Annotated in this window: 16 protein-coding genes; 3 read left to right on the plus strand and 13 right to left on the minus strand. The window is 54.2% G+C overall.

The features are described from left to right. Genes diaA through WB237_RS17815 form a run of 3 tightly spaced genes read right to left on the minus strand, consistent with a single transcriptional unit; the run spans window position 1 to window position 3116 of the window. Window positions 1–591, minus strand: coding sequence for a DnaA initiator-associating protein DiaA (gene diaA, locus WB237_RS17805; protein WP_003861754.1), 591 nt, complete (start codon window positions 589–591; stop codon window positions 1–3). 21 nt (window positions 592–612) lie between these two features. Further along, window positions 613–1008, minus strand: a complete 396-nt coding sequence (locus tag WB237_RS17810) for a YraN family protein (RefSeq protein WP_028017062.1) — start codon at window positions 1006–1008, stop codon at window positions 613–615. Continuing rightward, on the minus strand, window positions 966–3116 hold the full coding sequence (locus tag WB237_RS17815) for a penicillin-binding protein activator (RefSeq protein ID WP_336214976.1): 2151 nt from the start codon (window positions 3114–3116) through the stop codon (window positions 966–968). The genes WB237_RS17810 and WB237_RS17815 overlap by 43 nt, the downstream gene beginning before the upstream one ends. 62 nt (window positions 3117–3178) lie before the next feature. Between WB237_RS17815 and rsmI the strand changes: the two genes are divergently transcribed. After that, window positions 3179–4042: a 16S rRNA (cytidine(1402)-2'-O)-methyltransferase gene (gene rsmI, locus WB237_RS17820; protein WP_108091074.1), complete on the plus strand. Its 864-nt coding sequence runs from the start codon at window positions 3179–3181 to the stop codon at window positions 4040–4042. A gap of 4 nt (window positions 4043–4046) precedes the next feature. Next, on the plus strand, window positions 4047–5027 hold the full coding sequence (locus WB237_RS17825) for a Fic family protein (RefSeq protein ID WP_336214979.1): 981 nt from the start codon (window positions 4047–4049) through the stop codon (window positions 5025–5027). Between the two features lie 19 nt (window positions 5028–5046). Here WB237_RS17825 and WB237_RS17830 read toward each other — a convergent pair whose 3' ends face one another. From WB237_RS17830 to kbaZ, 9 genes are all read right to left on the minus strand, one after another. Then, complete coding sequence (locus WB237_RS17830) at window positions 5047–6936, minus strand: enterotoxin (protein ID WP_336214981.1); 1890 nt, start codon at window positions 6934–6936, stop codon at window positions 5047–5049. A 20-nt stretch (window positions 6937–6956) separates the two neighbouring features. After that, window positions 6957–7829 carry a tagatose-bisphosphate aldolase subunit KbaY gene (gene kbaY / locus WB237_RS17835; RefSeq protein WP_336214983.1) on the minus strand — a complete coding sequence of 291 codons (873 nt, stop codon included), beginning with the start codon at window positions 7827–7829 and terminating at the stop codon, window positions 6957–6959. 12 nt (window positions 7830–7841) lie between these two features. Beyond that, entirely contained in the window at window positions 7842–8987 is a 1146-nt protein-coding gene (locus tag WB237_RS17840) for an SIS domain-containing protein (RefSeq protein ID WP_336214985.1), read from the minus strand. Window positions 8988–9233: 246 nt separating this feature from the next. Further along, window positions 9234–10367, minus strand: a complete 1134-nt coding sequence (gene nagA / locus WB237_RS17845; protein WP_336214987.1) for an N-acetylglucosamine-6-phosphate deacetylase — start codon at window positions 10365–10367, stop codon at window positions 9234–9236. Then, window positions 10364–10798, minus strand: coding sequence for a PTS galactosamine/N-acetylgalactosamine transporter subunit IIA (gene agaF, locus WB237_RS17850; RefSeq protein WP_028017070.1), 435 nt, complete (start codon window positions 10796–10798; stop codon window positions 10364–10366). Before agaF ends, nagA begins: the two co-directional genes overlap by 4 nt. A gap of 16 nt (window positions 10799–10814) precedes the next feature. Beyond that, a complete protein-coding gene (gene agaE, locus WB237_RS17855) occupies window positions 10815–11693 on the minus strand; it encodes a PTS N-acetylgalactosamine transporter subunit IID (RefSeq protein ID WP_028017071.1) in 879 nt (292 codons plus the stop codon). Further along, window positions 11683–12462: a PTS N-acetylgalactosamine transporter subunit IIC gene (gene agaW, locus WB237_RS17860; protein ID WP_028017072.1), complete on the minus strand. Its 780-nt coding sequence runs from the start codon at window positions 12460–12462 to the stop codon at window positions 11683–11685. The genes agaE and agaW overlap by 11 nt, the downstream gene beginning before the upstream one ends. A 10-nt stretch (window positions 12463–12472) precedes the next feature. Further along, on the minus strand, window positions 12473–12946 hold the full coding sequence (agaV, locus tag WB237_RS17865; RefSeq protein ID WP_028017073.1) for a PTS N-acetylgalactosamine transporter subunit IIB: 474 nt from the start codon (window positions 12944–12946) through the stop codon (window positions 12473–12475). A gap of 19 nt (window positions 12947–12965) precedes the next feature. Then, window positions 12966–14273: a tagatose-bisphosphate aldolase subunit KbaZ gene (gene kbaZ, locus WB237_RS17870; RefSeq protein WP_336215348.1), complete on the minus strand. Its 1308-nt coding sequence runs from the start codon at window positions 14271–14273 to the stop codon at window positions 12966–12968. Between the two features lie 239 nt (window positions 14274–14512). Between kbaZ and WB237_RS17875 the strand changes: the two genes are divergently transcribed. Continuing rightward, window positions 14513–15322 carry a DeoR family transcriptional regulator gene (locus WB237_RS17875; RefSeq protein ID WP_336214992.1) on the plus strand — a complete coding sequence of 270 codons (810 nt, stop codon included), beginning with the start codon at window positions 14513–14515 and terminating at the stop codon, window positions 15320–15322. Between the two features lie 39 nt (window positions 15323–15361). Here WB237_RS17875 and garD read toward each other — a convergent pair whose 3' ends face one another. Continuing rightward, window positions 15362–16933: a galactarate dehydratase gene (gene garD / locus WB237_RS17880; protein WP_336214994.1), complete on the minus strand. Its 1572-nt coding sequence runs from the start codon at window positions 16931–16933 to the stop codon at window positions 15362–15364. Between the last annotated feature and the right edge of the window lie 214 nt (window positions 16934–17147).

Here is a 17147-nt window from a genome sequence, read left to right on the forward strand (position 1 = left end):
TTAATCATCCTGGTGAGGGAAAAGCGTGTTATCGATCAGGTCGCATAAGCAATTTACCGTCAGCATATGCATTTCCTGAATACGCGCGCTACGGTGAGAAGGAATGCGGATTTCCACATCCTGCGGCCCCAGCAAACCCGCCAGCTCACCACCGTCATAGCCGGTTAAAGCCACGATAGTCATGTCCCGGGTCACAGCGGCTTCAACAGCTTTGACAATGTCCCGGCTGTTGCCACGTGTGGATATTGCCAGCAGTACATCTCCGGCATGGCCGAGGGCTCTCACCTGCTTCGCGTAAATTTCGTCATGCAGACGATCGTTAGCAATCGCTGTTAAGACCACATTATCGGTATTAAGTGCAATGGCAGGTAAACTCGGACGTTCTGTTTCAAAACGATTGATCATGCTGGCAGCAAAATGCTGTGCGTTGGCGGCTGACGTTCCGTTGCCACAACAGAGGATTTTGTTGCCATTAAGCAGGGATTGCACCAGCGTCATCGCGGCACGGGAGATAGCATCCGGTAGCGCTTCAGCCGCGGCAATCTGAGTCTGGATGCTTTCTGTGAAGCACACTTTAATTCTTTCGAGCACGTTATCCCTTTTAAATCTTAATTATGCGTCTTCGCCAAAAGCGTTTTTAAGCCATTCGATCTCATTTCCGGTGAAGGCTATCACATCGAACCGGCAATCCACAGTATCAAAGCTCCCATTATGGCGGGCAAGCCACAAGTGGGCAGTCTGTAATAATTTATGTTGTTTGGCGAGCGTCACGCTGGCGGCAGCACCGCCAAAACGGGAGGACTGTCGAAAACGGACTTCTACAAACACAATGACCTGAGCCTCTTTCATGATCAGGTCAATCTCGCCACCGCGCCCACGGACGTTAGCGGCGATAAAGCGCAGTCCTTTGCCTTCAAGCCAGCGACGCGCCTTTAACTCCCACGCATCGCCGGTCTCTTTACGGCTTAACTGGCCGGGACGATTTGCCCCTGCTGGTATTTGAGCCATGATAACTTCCTGTTGATCACGCAATCCTGAGTCGCGGTCAGATCGCCGGTGTTGCCGTTAAGCTCAAAGCCTGGCACCTGACGCATCTGGGTAAAGTGGTTTGCCAGCGCCCACGCATCGACCCCCATCGCATACAGACGTGCCAGAGAGTAGTCGTTACGTACTGCCCCCAGCGCCTGCTGCATCAGTGCCGGATTGCTGCCTGCCAGCATAGGGATTTCGCTGTACTGCAGACCGTCCATTTCCAGACGGAAATCCGGGCCTGCAGTGCCCTGCGCGCTGCGTGAACTGGCGTACAGCGTTGCGCCGCTCTGGCTGCCGTTACGCATTGCAATCATCGGTTTGATAAAGGCGATCTCTTGTGGCGTGGCGACAATATAGGCTGCATCCACTTTACCGCCACCGCTGATCTGCGCGTCGGTAGGTGGGGCAGGGATTGTCAGACCACCAATTGTCACACCCTGCTGCTGCGGCAGGCTTGCGGTCACCGGACTACCGTTCAGGGCGATACCTGCCCCGCCATTTACGCCAGCACGCAGTTCAGAGACGGAACCGAATTTCTGCTGCAGCACCATACCGCCACCGAGCTTCTGCCATTCATCGGCAAAGGCATTCGCGACGCGATCGCCCAGCGTACTGCGTGGGATGAGCAACAGAGGAGCCTGTTTACCCTGCTCGTGGATATGTCGTGCGGCATCGCGGGCTTCATCTTCAGGGGAAAGCGCGAAGTAGCAGATATTGGCGCGGTTCTGAACCTGCTCAGGCTGATTGAGCGCCAGCACGTTCAGCGTGGTATTGCTCTTCATCAGCTCTTCCACGTTGTTTTTCAACAACGGGCCGACAACGATGCTTGCACCGTCCTGTTGAACCTGCGCCAGAACCTGGTCAAGCGGCTGTGAACTGGTGTCGTAGATTTTTAGCTCAGCACCCGGGTTGGCGCTGGAGGCTGCCACGGTTTGCGGCTGTGCAGCAGGTTGGGCTGCGGGTTGCGCAGGTTGCTGTTCAGACGGTTGTGCTGTGGCAGCAGGTGCCGGCGCCGCTTGTGCCTCAGCCGGAGCCTGTGTTGCAGGCGCAGTTGCGGTAGCCGGAGGTGTTGTTGGTGCGGTAACCGGGTTTTGCATCGTGCCCTGCGCCGGGGTTTGGGCGGTGGTCAGGTCACTGGTCTCGGCTGCGGACGGGCTGACAATATCGTTCACATTTGCTGCCTGTGCTGCTTGTGCCGGAACGGCACTGCCTGTCACCGGCGTGGTACCGTTTTTCGCCGCTTCAAAACCCTGCTGAATAGTGCGACCAAATACCGACGCCTGACCGTTTAGCGGCAGCAGCAGGGCGATTTTGCTGGTCGATGCTGGCTTAAAGTTCTGCACGTTTACCAGCTGTGTTGGCAGCATTTTCGCGCCCGGATTCTGCGGGTAGCGGGTTTGCCAGTCAGTAATACCGGCTTTCAGCATCTTCGGATCGTTGCGGTTGTTAAACCACATCTGCTGCAGATCCAGCCAGCCCTGCAGTACGTTCTCATCGGCATTGATGACCAGTGCCTGCGCCTGTTCCTGGGTCATGGAGGCAAGCGCCTGCCAGGTGGCATCAATATTTTTCTGCTTGTCGGCACCGCCGAGCAGCGGTTCCTGGGCAATCAGTGCACGGAGCAGTATCAGGGAAGGACGACCCTGCTCAGCAGCAATACCTGCCTGCCAGAAGCGAGCCTGCTGATTTTTATCCAGCGCGCTGACGTCGATATCACCCAGGAGCTTTTTCGCGCCATCATAATCTTTCAGCGCGACTTTCAGTTCAGCGGAAAGCAAACTCTGCTCACGACGTTGGGTGTCGTTTAGATCTTTCGGTAACTGATTGAACAGTTCGGCGGCCTGCTGGGTTTTCCCCTCTTTCAACAGTGCACGAATGGCGAGTAATTGCCAGTTGGTCTTGGTATCATTTGAACTCTGCGACATTTGTTGCAGATAAAAACCAGAATCAGCCTGAGCGGAACCCTGCAGATGTGCAGTGCTCTGGTCAGGTGCCTGGGTGCCACAGCCTGCAAAGATCAGCGCTGCCAGCAGAAGCGGCACGCTGCGTGTGGCTTTTTTTCGAAGAAATGTTAACGGTACCATACTGTATCCAGTGATTTTTTTTACGCAATGCTCAATATTAAATCGGCAATACGGACTAAACAATGAAACAACACGAAACGGCGGATAATTCTCAAGGCCAGCTCTATATTGTACCTACTCCTATCGGGAATTTATCTGATATTACCCAACGTGCGCTTACCGTGTTGCAAGCTGTTGATTTAATTGCTGCTGAAGATACCCGGCACACCGGTTTACTGCTTCAACATTTCGCGATAACCGCCCGTTTGTTTGCCCTGCACGATCACAATGAGCAACAAAAAGCCGAAACGCTGGTGGCGAAGCTGAAAGAGGGGCAGAACATTGCGTTAGTTTCCGATGCAGGAACCCCGCTGATTAACGACCCTGGTTATCATCTGGTGCGTACCTGCCGCGAAGCAGGGATTCGGGTTGTACCTTTGCCGGGCCCCTGCGCCGCAATTGCTGCGCTGAGCGCCGCAGGTCTGCCGTCTGACCGTTTCTGCTATGAAGGCTTCCTGCCTGCCAAATCCAAAGGCCGCCGCGACGTGTTAAAAGATCTGGAGGCGGAACCGCGCACCCTGATTTTCTACGAATCCACGCACCGCCTGCTTGAGAGCCTGGAAGATATGGTGACCGTGTGGGGAGAAGCCCGCTACGTGGTGCTGGCGCGCGAACTGACCAAAACCTGGGAAACGATCCACGGTGCACCGGTGGGTGAACTGCTGGCGTGGGTGAAGGAAGATGAAAACCGCCGTAAAGGTGAAATGGTGCTGATTGTCGAAGGACATAAAGCGCAGGAAGACGCGCTGCCAGCCGACGCGCTGCGCACGCTGGCGCTGCTGCAGGCGGAACTGCCGCTGAAGAAAGCTGCGGCGCTAGCGGCGGAAATTCACGGCGTGAAGAAAAATGCGCTGTATAAGTATGCGCTGGAGCAGCAGGGGGAGTAAACGTATGAGCCGCTACCTGCCTCCATTCGCTATCACGCCATCAATTCTCAATCAGGTTGTTGAGATTGGTGAGTTGCTGGGGCATTGGGCGGCTCATTCCGGAAGGACATCTCCTTTACTGCGTAAAGAGAACCGTATCCGCACTATCCAGGCATCGCTGGCCATTGAACACAACTCGCTGACTACCGGGCAAGTGACGGCAATCATGGATGGAAAGCGCGTGCTCGCGCCTGAAAAAGATATTCAGGAAGTACGCAATGCTATCCTGGCATATGAGAAAATGTCTGAATGGAAGCCATGGAAGCTCAATGACTTACTCAATGCACACCGGTTATTAATGACTGGTCTGGTCGATCTCCCTGGAAAGCTCAGGAATGGGGACGTAGGGGTATATCGTGGAAACCAGTTAGTCCACATGGCTCCTCCTGCCTCCCAGATGAACCGTCTGATCGATGATCTTCTTTCCTGGCTTAAGCAAACTGATCTCCACCCGCTTATTGCCAGTTCGGTATTTCATTACGAGTTTGAGTTTATTCATCCCTTTTCAGATGGAAATGGCCGCATGGGGCGGCTGTGGCAAACGTTGATCTTAAGCCAGTGGCGTGCGGAACTGGCATGGCTACCCGTCGAGACACTCATCCATTTTCAGCAGGCGCGCTATTACCAGATATTAGGACAATGCGACCGGGCCAGTGATTGCACGGCATTCGTGGAGTTTATGCTGCAAAATATGGCTGAAGCTTTGCGGGAAGGCATAGGTATGTCGTCAGTATTGTCGGAAAAAATGTCGGAAGAATTGTCGGAAAAGGAAAATACTATCCTTGAGCTTCTTACCGTTCAACCGCAAATGACTGCGGTAATGTTGGCATCTGTTTTGGGCGTAACTTCCCGCACTGCGGAACGTTATATCCGTTCTTTGCAATCAAAAGGTAAATTAAAACGCGTGGGGGCAAGGAAAGGGGGAAGCTGGCAGGTCATGGCTTAACCTGCCAACTGAACACTTTTTATTTTTCTGGGAATGCTTCAAATACCAGCGTTTCCAGCGGCTGCAGCGTAATCACCACTGCGTTTTTGTACGCCTCCGGTACGGTTGAATTACGTCCATACACTGCCTTCAGACTAAACTGCGACGCGTTTCCTGTCGGGACTTCGAAATCTCTCGTCAAATCCAGGTAGTAGCTTTGCGGCTTATCCGACGGGTTACGTAAGCCGAGAATTGCTTTGTCCTTGCTCCAGGATGCCCAGCCGTAAACCTGCAGCGCAGTTGGGTCACCGCCAATCCAGTGCGTATCCACCAGCACGCTGGCGTTATCCCGCGACCATTTCGCCGCCTGCGCCAGGGTATCCCACTTCGCCTTATTCAGCATTGAAGGGGTGATGTAGAGCTCCTGCAACTGCGTGCCGGTGGCGAAGTAACTCCAGACCTGGTCGGCAAAATCGCTGTCCGTTTGCACTTTCTCCAGCCCGTAATAAGCGTTTTCTGCACTGACGATCCCGTGATACATCAGGGAGTTCAGTGGGAAGAGCGGGCCTTTGCGCACAATGGAACGGTACGTCTCAGCGTCGCGGTAAGTCATCCACTGCTGTACCGGCGTACCAGGGCCATAAAGGTTTATGTCATCACCCTGACGCCAGATGGAATCGGCGTAGAACAGCCAGGATGGACTGGCATTGGTTCCGGTCGTCAGGTTGATAAACAGGTTCGGATTGGCGCTGCGCATGTTATGCAGCAGTGCAATAGAGGCGTCAAAATCCGAGGCGAACGGGCTGCCTTTAATGTGCGAGTTGGCGTTACCCATTCCGTCCAGCTTAAACGAAGTAATATGCTCGTTTTTTATCAGCTTACTAATCTGCTCATTAAAGTTTTTAAAGTAGTTCGGGCCTGACAGCGCCAGCTTCCCGTCGACCGTTTCGAAACCATACTCTTTTGCATGTGAGACGCGAGTATCGCGCGGTTTGTTATATCCGCCCCACGGTGAGAGCCACAGGCCAACGGAGCTGTGCAGGCTGTCAGCTTTCTCCCGTACCTTGCCAAAACCGTTGCTAAATGCCGGGCCAAACAGCCAGCGCCCTGTAAGATCATCCCAGCCATCGTCAAGCAGGAAAGCATCCAGCGCTACGCCCCGCCCGGTGATAAATTCTTTGTTCCATTCGTCCATACGCCCCAGCACATCCTGCTCGGAGTAAGGGGTAAAGAAGCCGATGTCCATCCAGCTGTTGTAGTGTAAATAAGGCTTATACGGACGCGGGCGGACGGTGTCGATAAACTGGTTTACGCTACGGCGCAACTGGCTGGTTTCCGGGAAGGTACCGAAGTATGTGGTATAGCTGACCGGCGTTGCTGGCTGAATGGGCGTTTTCAGCTCCACATTGAGGTTGGTCGTCGCTTCATAGGCGTAAGTATTAACGATGGGTTTATCCGGCAAGATAAAGAACGAGTCTGCGATAATCGGCGAACTGTTAATTGCCCCGTCTACGTAAGGTGCCTGGGACTGTTTTTTGGTCGGGAAGAAGGTGATTTTCGCCACTTCACGAGGCTGCCCGACGGCTGCGATGGTGTAGTCGATACTGGCGTATTTCCCCTTCACCAGGTTCAGCTTCACCGTCACGTTAAAGTCCGGATGGGTGAAGTCGATGACAATTCCGCTGTCCTGCTTTTCGACATGCTTGATCTTAAAATCCGCCGTGTGGATTTTTTTCTCATCTGGCAGCGTCAGAAAGAACAGCTCCTGCGGTGTCAGCGGATGGTTGGCCCTGGTGTCTTTAACCACGACCGTCGAGTTTGCGTCATCAAATGACAGGGCAATATTGTCGTTATTAAGGCTGTAGTTCGCTGCCATCGCGCCATGAGAAACACACAGGGCAAGCATTGAGAGGGGGAGGATTTTTTTCATCAGGGTAAGATCCTTTTCAATCAGGCTTCTGCCGGCAGCAGCAAGCGATTTGCCGAGCCACAAACGTTAATTTTGCTTCTGACCACCTCTTTCATGGCATCCATGCCGACCCGCATGTAGAAGCGTGGATCGTTACCTTGCGGGTTGTCGGCAAACCAGGCTTTGACGGCGTCAGAAAAGGCGATTTTCAGCTCGGTTGCCACGTTGACTTTGCACACGCCCAGCTCAATGGTGCGGCGAACGTACTCATCCGGTACATCGCTCGCGCCATGCAGCACCAGCGGTACGGTGACCACTTCGCGAATTTCGGCCAGTCGCTGGAAGTCGATTTTGGGTCGTTTGGTATAGAGGCCGTGCGCGGTGCCGATAGCCACAGCAAGGCTATCGACGCCGGTCAGCTCAACAAAGCGCTTCGCTTCTTGTGGATCGGTGAGAAATGCGCTTTCGGCGTCGACGCTCATGTCATCTTCCACGCCACCCAGACGCCCCAATTCTGCCTCGACGCTACAGTCGTTGAGATGGCAAAAATCGACCACGGATTTCACCAGCTTCACGTTCTGCTCAAATGGATAGTGGCTGCCGTCGATCATTGCGCTGCGTACACCGGCATTCACTTTACGACGAATATCGTCCAGTGATTCGTGGTGATCGAGATGCAACGCCAGCGGCATGTCATAAGTGACGGAATAAGCGCTGCACAAGGCGTAGATCTCTTCGAGCGCAATGTGTTTGAACGTCCCGGGCGTGCCCGCAAGGATCACCGGCGATCGCATTTCGCTGCAAACTTCGAGGATCGCCTGGATCGTCTCCGCGTTATGGATATTGAACGCCGGCACGGCGTAGCCTTTTGCCTGGGCGTCCTGAAGAAGATATTTAGTCGAGATAATGCTCATGATGAGATCCTCTTAAGCCTGCCACGGATGAATAACAACGCCCTGAACCACACGGTTGACCGTGCCGCTGGCGGATGGCGTATCGGGTGTGTTGCCTACGCTGAGTGACTGGGAAAGCGCAAAGACCTGGGCATACATCAGGAAGCAGAACGCCTGTTCCATATCGATAAACGAACGGGAAGGCGGTAGCAGGATGTGCGGACCCGCTTCAATAACCGGATCCGTTTCAGCGGCGATAGCCACCACGCGCAGGGCCTGGCGATCGCGACGCAGTTCGGCCAGCAGATCGAGATCGTACTGACGCGTATACGGATGGCTGGAGACAAATACCACCACCAGTGTTTCGTGATCCACCAGCGACTTCGGCCCATGACGGAAACCAGTAGGGGAGTCGTAGAATGCCGCCAGTTTTCCGGCTGTCAGCTCCAGCACCTTCAGTGCTGACTCACGCGCAACACCTTGCATGCCACCGCTTCCCAGGTAGACGATCCTCTTCCATGGCTCATGACCAAAGACACCCTGACTGAAATCGCCGAGCGACGTCAGGATCGCCTGGCAGCGATCGGCTACGTCTGGGAAGGTCTGGCTGTTGATCGTTTCCGGGGCGAAAACCGCCAGACAGCTTACCATCATGGTGGTGATACTGCTGGTCATCGCGAAGCCGCGATCGTGCGTTTCGGCTGGCATCAGCAGGGCAAAGGCGTTATCGCTGTTGACGGCGTTCTGGTACAGACTGCCTGCTTCATTGCAGGTGATCGACAGGTGGTAGCATTCCGGCACAAACTGATTGGCCAGTTCTACAGCCGCCACGCTTTCCGGGCTGTTGCCGGAGCGGGCAAACGAAATCAGCAGCAAGGGATGCGCTGGGCTGAAGTAATCCATTGGGTTCGTCACCAGGTCAGTTGTGGGTACGGCGGTGAAGTTTTTCCCGGTGTGGCTGGCAAGCCATGGCGCAATAATGTCGCCGATAAAGGCAGATGTGCCCGCCCCTGTCAGGACGATCCGCAGATCAGATTTGCGCAGCAGCGGAGTCAGAAAACCGTCGATAGACGAACGCAGGCTATCAATGTTGCTGAGCGATCGGATCCAGCTCGCTGGTTGCTGACGGATCTCTTCTTCGGTCCAGGTGCCAGTTGTGGCGGTAGTGATTTGTGGCATAACTCAGTCCTTAGTCGTGTGAATTCCACATCAGACGCTGGCAAATATGTCGCTATCTTTCGTTTCGTTTCACTTGTTCACTTGAGTAGTTAAATAAAATTTATAGAAAAGAAATCGAAAGTTCAATGAAAGAAAAGAAATAAAACGAAAAGTGTGATCGAAAAAGGAAAGGCAATGAAGAAGGAAAGGAAAAGAAAGGCCTTACGATCTCGCGCCGTAAGGCCAACAGGAGACACAATGAAAGGGCTAAAGGGGAAGAGCCTGGCCCTGAATCCAGATCCGCTGGAGGTGTAAACCACCGTCCAGCGCGATGAGCGTGGCGTGTTTGCCTGATGCTAACGACCCGAGCTGGTTATCAATACCCAGCAGCCTTGCAGGGTGCAGCGAGGCCATATGGATCGCGTCTTCAGCGCTGATGCCTGCGTGCTCCACCATATTACGAACGGCGGCATCCAGCGAGAGCGTACTCCCTGCCAGGCCACCGGTGGCGGTACGCACGACACCATTTTGCATGCAGACCTCTTCACCGCACAGGGTGTAGTCCCCGTCAGGCATACCAGCAGCCTGCATTGCATCGGTGATCAGCACCACGCGGTCTTTCGCGCAGCAGCAGCACAGACGTATGGCTCCAGGGTGGACGTGGTGACCATCGGCAATCAGCTCCAGCCATGCATGTTTGTCTGTAAGCCCGGCACCAACCATGCCGGGTTCCCTGTGATGTAACCCCGTCATACCGTTGTAGCAGTGGACCAACCCATCAGCACCTGCGTCAAAAGCGGCAAGGGTTTGATCGTAAGTGGCGGCGCTATGGCCCAGCATCACGCGTAAACCGTGCTGTTTAAGGTGGCGAATCGCCTGTAATGCGCCAGGTTTTTCCGGCGCAAGCGCCACCACACGTAGTGTGTTTTGCGAAACCTCAATCAATGCGTTCAGCTCAGCGATATCCAGCTCCCGAAAAAGCTCCGGCGGGTGCGCCCCTTTGTTTTGCGGCGTAAAGTACGGGCCTTCAAGATAGCTACCCAGAACCTGCGCGCCGGGGCCGCCGGAGCGAGTGCGTCGGGCGATACGCATAAGTGCGCCGTGGATGACTTCCAGCGGCGCGGTGACGGTGGTGGGCAGAAATGCGCCTACGCCTTCACATGCTTTATGTATCGCCAGGGTATCCAGCACGTCGGGCGCATCATCCATGACATCCACACCCGCACCGCCGTGAACGTGCGTATCAATATAGGCCGGGCAAAGCAACTCAGCATCGCGCGACGTAATGCCCACGGGGATTGGCTCAATCGCCGTGATGATCCCACTTTCAATACGTAGCTGGTGGTCTTCAAGCCAGCCCCGTTCGGTGAGCACTCGGCGAGCGCGTAACAGCTGGCTCATATGCCTTCCTCTGCAGGCGCTTCCTCACGGCAGCGCCCCAGCTCGTCTACCAGGCTTGTCAGCCCACGATGTCCGCACTCCAGCGCCTGCAAGCGAAATGCTTCGCTGCTTAAACCGTCGCGCTCCAGCACCATTTCCAGCAGCAGCTGCAGGTTAGTGCCCGTTATCACTTCACTGCCGGGCCTTTGCATAGCAAGCGTTGAGGCGACACGAAATGGCGTACCGCCCAGCAGGTCGGTGAGAAATACAATATCGTGCTCTGCATTGAGCTCGCTCACCGCCTGCTCAAGCTGGGTTGTCAGTCGCGCCGTGGTGGAGGTCTCCGGAAAATCAATGGCGATAAACTGCGGTTGCTCGCCAAGGATCTGCTTCATCGCCTGCTCAAGCCCACTGGCAAAACCGCCGTGACCCGTCAAAATAATGCCTAACATCGTAACCTCTTTGCTTTTACAGGAAGTGACAGAATTTACCGACAACACCGAGCACCACGGTGATACCAATCAGACGCAGTGGGCTCCAGCCACGGCGTACCAGCCAGAACATAGTCAGGGTATAGACCAGTGGCAGGAAGGCAGGCATCAGCTTGTCGATAACGTCGGCCTGCAGTTTGACGACGGCATCACCGGCCTTGATTTCGAGCGTGGTATTAAGACGAACATAGGTTGCCACCAGCGCGCCAATCACCGTCATCCCGACGATAGAGGCCGCGTGACCAACTTTTTTGGTGTTGGCCTTAATCAGCGGGATCGCTGCGACACCCATCCGGTAAGCGTAATGCGCCAGACCAAAACGCAGACCAAGATGCACCACGTTAAACAGCACGATAAAGACCACGGCGCCCAGAATGGAACCCTGCAACGCCAGGCTTGCGCCAATCCCACCGCATATGGGCAGCAAAGTGAGCCAGAACATGGCGTCACCAATACCGCCGAGTGGCGCGCCCACGGCAATTTTGGTGCTCTGTATGCTGTTCACATCCTGCTTGGAGCGCTCCATGGCCAGGATGATGCCGATAACGAAGGTCACCAGGAACGGGTGGGTGTTGAAGAAGCCCATGTGACCTTTCATGGCACGCGCCAGATCCCGCTTATTGGTGTGGATCTTTTTCAGCGCGGGCAGTAAGCCATACAGCCAGCCGGAGGCCTGCATACGTTCGTAGTTAAACGAGGCCTGCAGCAGCATGGAACGCCAGGCTACGCGGTTAATGTCCTTTCTCGTCAGCTCGGCACCGATACTTTGGTCTTCGTAGACGTTCTCATTCACGCCAGTGAGCAGGGTCTCTTCGCTTTCAGAAACGCCAGGCAAAGTTGTTTGATTAGATGCCATCTTCGAATTCCTCTTTCCGGGACGCAGGTGCTGTCGGTTCAGGTGATTTACGCATCAGGTCGATAAGTGCCATTGCCAGGGCGGCAGCGGCAATCGCCAGTACCGGAAGCTTGAGCCAGGCTGCGGCCACAAAACCGATAATGAAGTAAGGGATGTAGACGTTTTTCATCATGATCTTCAGCAGCACGGCAAAACCGATAGCTGGCATGATGCCGCCCGCGACGCCAAGACCATCAATCAATCGTGCCGGCAGAACATCAATGGCGGTTTTCGCGTGTTCTGCACCGAAGTAAATCGGCAGGAAAGCACACAGGAAGTAGAAGATACCGAGAGCCAGGAGTGCCAGATAGTTGACCCGTTCAATACCGTTAGTATCCGCATTGGCCGCCATGCGATCGCAGCGCGACATCACGCCAGACATTACGGAGAAAAGGAACGTGATCCCCATCTGTACCGCAACGGCAAACGGGACGGCGACGCCAACGGCAACTTCCGGCTTCACGCCCGTGCTGATAGCAAACGCTGTGCCTACAATCGTGCCGATAATCACGTTTGGTGGCTGTGCGCCTGCCAGCGGTGCCAGTCCCATCCAGACCAGTTCTAACGTACCGCCGGTCAAAATACCGGTGTGTAGATCGCCCAGAATCAGGCCAACCAACGGCCCGAGTACCACCGGACGGTGCATGTGTGTTAAGCCGTTAAACATATCCAGACCGGCGATAAAGGCGAGAACGCCCAACGCCAGTGCCTGCAACAGACTGATTTCCATTGTGAATCCCTCAGAGCAGTTTAAAGAGATCCAAAGCAGTTTCTGTTGGAACGCCCTGAACGAAGCATTCCACTCCGGCAGATTTCAGACCGTTGAACGCAGTGATATCGTTTGCGTCGACAGAGACCGTTTTGGCAATTTGTTGTTTGCCATTGGCATAGTGCATATTGCCTACATTGATACGGGTGACAGGTACGCCGCCCTCCACCAGCGTCAGAAAATCAGCGGGTGATTTACAGACCAGCAGAATTTTCTGGCGGTCGGCAGCGCGGTGAATGTTGTCGATCACTTTTTGCAGCGACCAGAAGCGCACGGCGATCCCTTCCGCGAGCACCATTTCCATCAGGTTTTGTTGAACCGGATCTTCTGCAACCTCGTCATTTGCCACCAGCACCAGGTTCGCCCCCGCAAACCCGACCCACTGCACACCTACCTGACCGTGGATTAAACGTTCATCAATGCGGCATAAGACAATGTTTGGCATAGCGTTTTCCTCTTTTTAATTATGCGTGTTGAGTCGTTACGCCTTCGCAGGCGGTGTGGTACTGCTGAAGTATGTCCTGAATATGGTCGATGATGAGTTCCCGTGGTGTTGACTTGAGAGCACCCTCGCGAACTTTGCTGTACTGCAACGGCAGGTACTGGCTGATCAGCGGCAGAGGAATGGGCTCGTCAGCCAGGTTGCGTACCAGCCGCTCAAAGGCATCGTCAATCTGGCTGTCTGGCCAGTAATAGCGGACGCGGTCAGAGTAGCTATAGCCGCGCGCCAGGCGTCGTGCATTGCCGTCACCGTGGTAATGGCTTTGCCAGTATTCCGGGCGATCGAGCATCACGTTTTCCAGTACGTGACGCAGGCCAGAACTGGCTTTTGCAGGCAGCAGTTCTTCTTCAATGGCGGCCAGCGAAAACAACGCTTCTCGCAGAGCGAAGGTCAAAGCTGGGCCGACTTTCAGGATCGCGAAGTGATCTTTTACCAGCTGGCGAAGCGCTTGCGGCGTCTGGTAATCGGTGGAGTGCGCTTCAAACACTAGCGTGTCGTACGCTTCCACCATTTTGCTCAGCGCGACGGCCTTGTGTGGTTGGTAGTCGCATACATGGGCGTGGTCAAACTCAACGCCAGGCTGAACGACCAGGCCAATAATGCGCGGCCAGATAGCGTTTAAACCTTCTTTTTCGAAAGCGTGACGGTGTGCTTCAAGCGTGGTGCGAGCCGCTTCCGGTGTGGTGACGTCGAGTTCATTCAGGGTTTCATGCGCCCCTCCGGGAACAGGCACTTCAGTGCCGATAACGTAGACCAGGTCAGACACGCCAAACTGTTCACGACAGGTCTCTTCGGCAATTTTCGCCAGACGTGCAGCACGCTCTGCGACGATTTCGTCGGTTAAAGGTACCGGATCGTCTTCGCAAGACATACTGCAGTCGAGGTGGATCTTTTTGAACCCGGCAGCAACATAGCTTTTGATCAGATCGTCGGCATTTGCCATCGCCTGTTCCGCAGGTAGATTTTGCCAGCGGTTGGGCCCCAGATGATCCCCGCCGAGGATCAACTGTGAAGTTGGGAAATCAAGGGACTCTGCAAGCTGACAAACAAACCCGTGAAAATCAGCGGGTGTCATGCCGGTATAGCCACCAAACTGATCCACCTGGTTAGAGGTGGCCTCAATTAATAGCGGCGTCTGATGCGAGTGGGCGTAACGAATTGCAGCTTCAAGTACCAGTGGATGTGCGGAACAGACGGCATAAATCCCGTTTGAATTCCCCCGTTTATGTTGTTCCACCATTTCTGTCAGATGTTTCACTTTCCTCTCCATTTCGGATGGTGATGGTAGTAATCTTTCGTTTTGTTTCACTTAATCCTGCATCATGGTGGTATAAAAATAAAACGAAAGATAATGGTTTTCCGATCTGTTTCACAAAAGAAACATAATGAAAGGTTTCAACGCCGGATGAGCTTGCCTTCGACCATCAGGCAGGGCTTGCATTCCCGTAAAAGAAAGGCCTTAATAGGCAAAACGAAATGAAACGAAAGTTTATTGATTAAGGAGCTCGTATGAGCAGCACCGATTCATCCGCAGAAAAGCGCATCACCGGCACCAGTGAAAGGCGAGAGCAAATTATTCAGCGGTTGCGGGCGCAGGGAAGCGTGCAGGTTAACGATCTTTCTCATTTATATGGTGTTTCGACGGTAACGATCCGCAACGACCTGGCCTTCCTTGAGAAGCAGGGCATTGCCGTGCGTGCTTACGGTGGTGCACTGATTTGTGAAGGTCATGCGCAAGGCGTTGAACCTTCAGTGGAAGATAAAAGCTCACTGAATACGGCCGTTAAGCGCAGAATTGCGCAGGCGGCCGCTGAGCTGGTGAAGCCAGGACACCGTATCATTCTGGATTCCGGTACCACGACGTTTGAAATCGCCCGTATGCTGCGCCAGCATACGGACGTGATTGCTATGACCAACGGCATGAATGTCGCGAACGCGTTGCTGGAAGCGGAAGGGGTGGAATTGCTGATGACCGGTGGGCATTTACGCCGTCAGTCGCAATCTTTCTATGGCGACCAGGCGGAGCAATCCTTACAGAATTACCATTTTGATATGCTGTTCCTGGGCGTCGACGCCATCGATCTCGACCGCGGTGTAAGCACGCATAACGAAGATGAAGCCCGTCTGAATCGCAAAATGTGTGAAGTGGCGGAGCGCATTATTGTCGTGACTGACTCCAGTAAGTTTAACCGCTCAAGCCTGCATAAAATCATTGATACCCAACGCATTGATATGATTATTGTCGACGAAGGTATTCCGGCTGAAAGTCTGGAAGGGTTACGCAAAATTGGGATAGACGTAGTGTTGGTTAAGGAATAATTGTGCCCCTCTTCCGCGCGGGGAGAGGGGCGGCGTTAATCAGGTCACCGGTGCCGGGTTAAACACCGCCAGCTGATTATGTAATCCCCATTGGTCAGAGAAGGTTTTCTTGCGACCGCTCGCCACATCCAGAATGAAGTGGAATAGCTTCCAGCCCACATCCTCAATACTTTCTTCCCCGGTGGCGATAGTACCCGCGTTGATATCCATTAAGTCATACCAGCGGTTTGCCAGCTCGGTGCGGGTTGCCATCTTGATCACCGGAACCGCCATCAGGCCGTACGGCGTGCCGCGTCCGGTGGTAAATACCTGTACTGTAATACCTGACGCGACCTGTTGCGTACCGCAAACAAAATCGCTGGCCGGGGTTGCCGCGTAAATCAGGCCGCGTCGGGTTGGACGCTGGCCCGGCGAAAGGACTTCAACAATGGCGCTCTGGCCGGATTTCGCAATTGAGCCGAGGGCTTTTTCCACCACGTTCGCCAGGCCGCCTTTTTTGTTCCCCGGAGAGGGGTTGGCGCTACGGTCGGTTTTGCCCATATCGAGATAGTTATCGTACCAGGCCATCTCCTCAAGCAGACGTTTGCCCACCTCTTCATTGATGGCGCGAGGGGTAAGCAGATGGATAGCGTCACGCACTTCAGTCACTTCAGAGAACATCACCGTGGCACCACAGCGAACAAACAGATCGGACGCGTAGCCTACTGCCGGGTTGGCGGTCACGCCGGAAAACGCATCGCTGCCGCCGCACTGTGTTCCTACCACCAGCTCAGAGGCCGGGCAGGTTTCACGCTGGCGTTTGTTCAGCTTATCCAGATGGCGTTCTGCCACCTGAAGAATATCATCGACCATCGATCTAAAACCGACGTGGTGCTCGTCCTGCAAACGCACGATACTGGCATCGCTGACCGGGATAGCTTTCACGTCCTCGGTCCCCTGCAGCAGGCGTTCAGGCTGAAGCTTTTCACAGCCGAGGCCAATGACCATCACCTCGCCACCGAAGTTAGGGTTCAGGGCGATATTGTGAATGGTACGGACAGGCACAACGGCCGCCGGTGCATTGATGGCCACACCGCAGCCATAAAGGTGATTCAGGCCGACCACGCCATCCACGTTCGGGTATTTCGGCAGCAGGTCGCGTTCAATAATTTTCACCACATAATCCACCACGCCTGCCACACAGTGCACGCTGGTGGTAATGCCGAGCAGGTTTTTGGTGCCGACACTACCATCGGCATTGCGATAACCGTCGAAGGTATAGCCTTCCAGTGGAGGGAGTGGTTCAGGCACACGGGTTGCCAGCGGGAGTGTGTTCAGGGGAGGTGCTTTTGGCAGCTCGACCAGCGACTCTTCAACCCAGCTACCCTGAGGAATGGCGCGAACGGCGTAACCAATCACCTCTCCGTAACGCACAATTTCACCGTGAGCGGGGATATCCACAAGCGCAACTTTATGTCCCTGCGGAATATGCTCAATCAACTCCAGCCCGTCCGGGAAACGGGTTCCCGCTTTTAAGCCATTGTCGTTGACAATAATCGCCACATTATCGGTGTCGTGTACTTTTATATAAAACGCCGTCGGCAACGCTTGTCGAATTTCAATATCGGCCATTGTTCAGTATTCTCCAGCAAAGAGTCTGATAATAAATGCAGCCAATTTTCTTATGGCAGAAATAAAGCATGTCAGGAGATAAGGGATGAGAATGTGATCTCGATCGACTCAGAACCCGTCATGCCTGATTCTGTGCATCAGCGCGCAGTGATTCGTGCAAATGCTCAAAATATTATCAAAAAGAACCATAATACCTGAGCATTAAAACAATGTG

Origin of the sequence: Enterobacter sp. P82, assembly GCF_037053385.1 — a bacterium.
In the GTDB taxonomy this organism is placed as follows: domain Bacteria; phylum Pseudomonadota; class Gammaproteobacteria; order Enterobacterales; family Enterobacteriaceae; genus Enterobacter.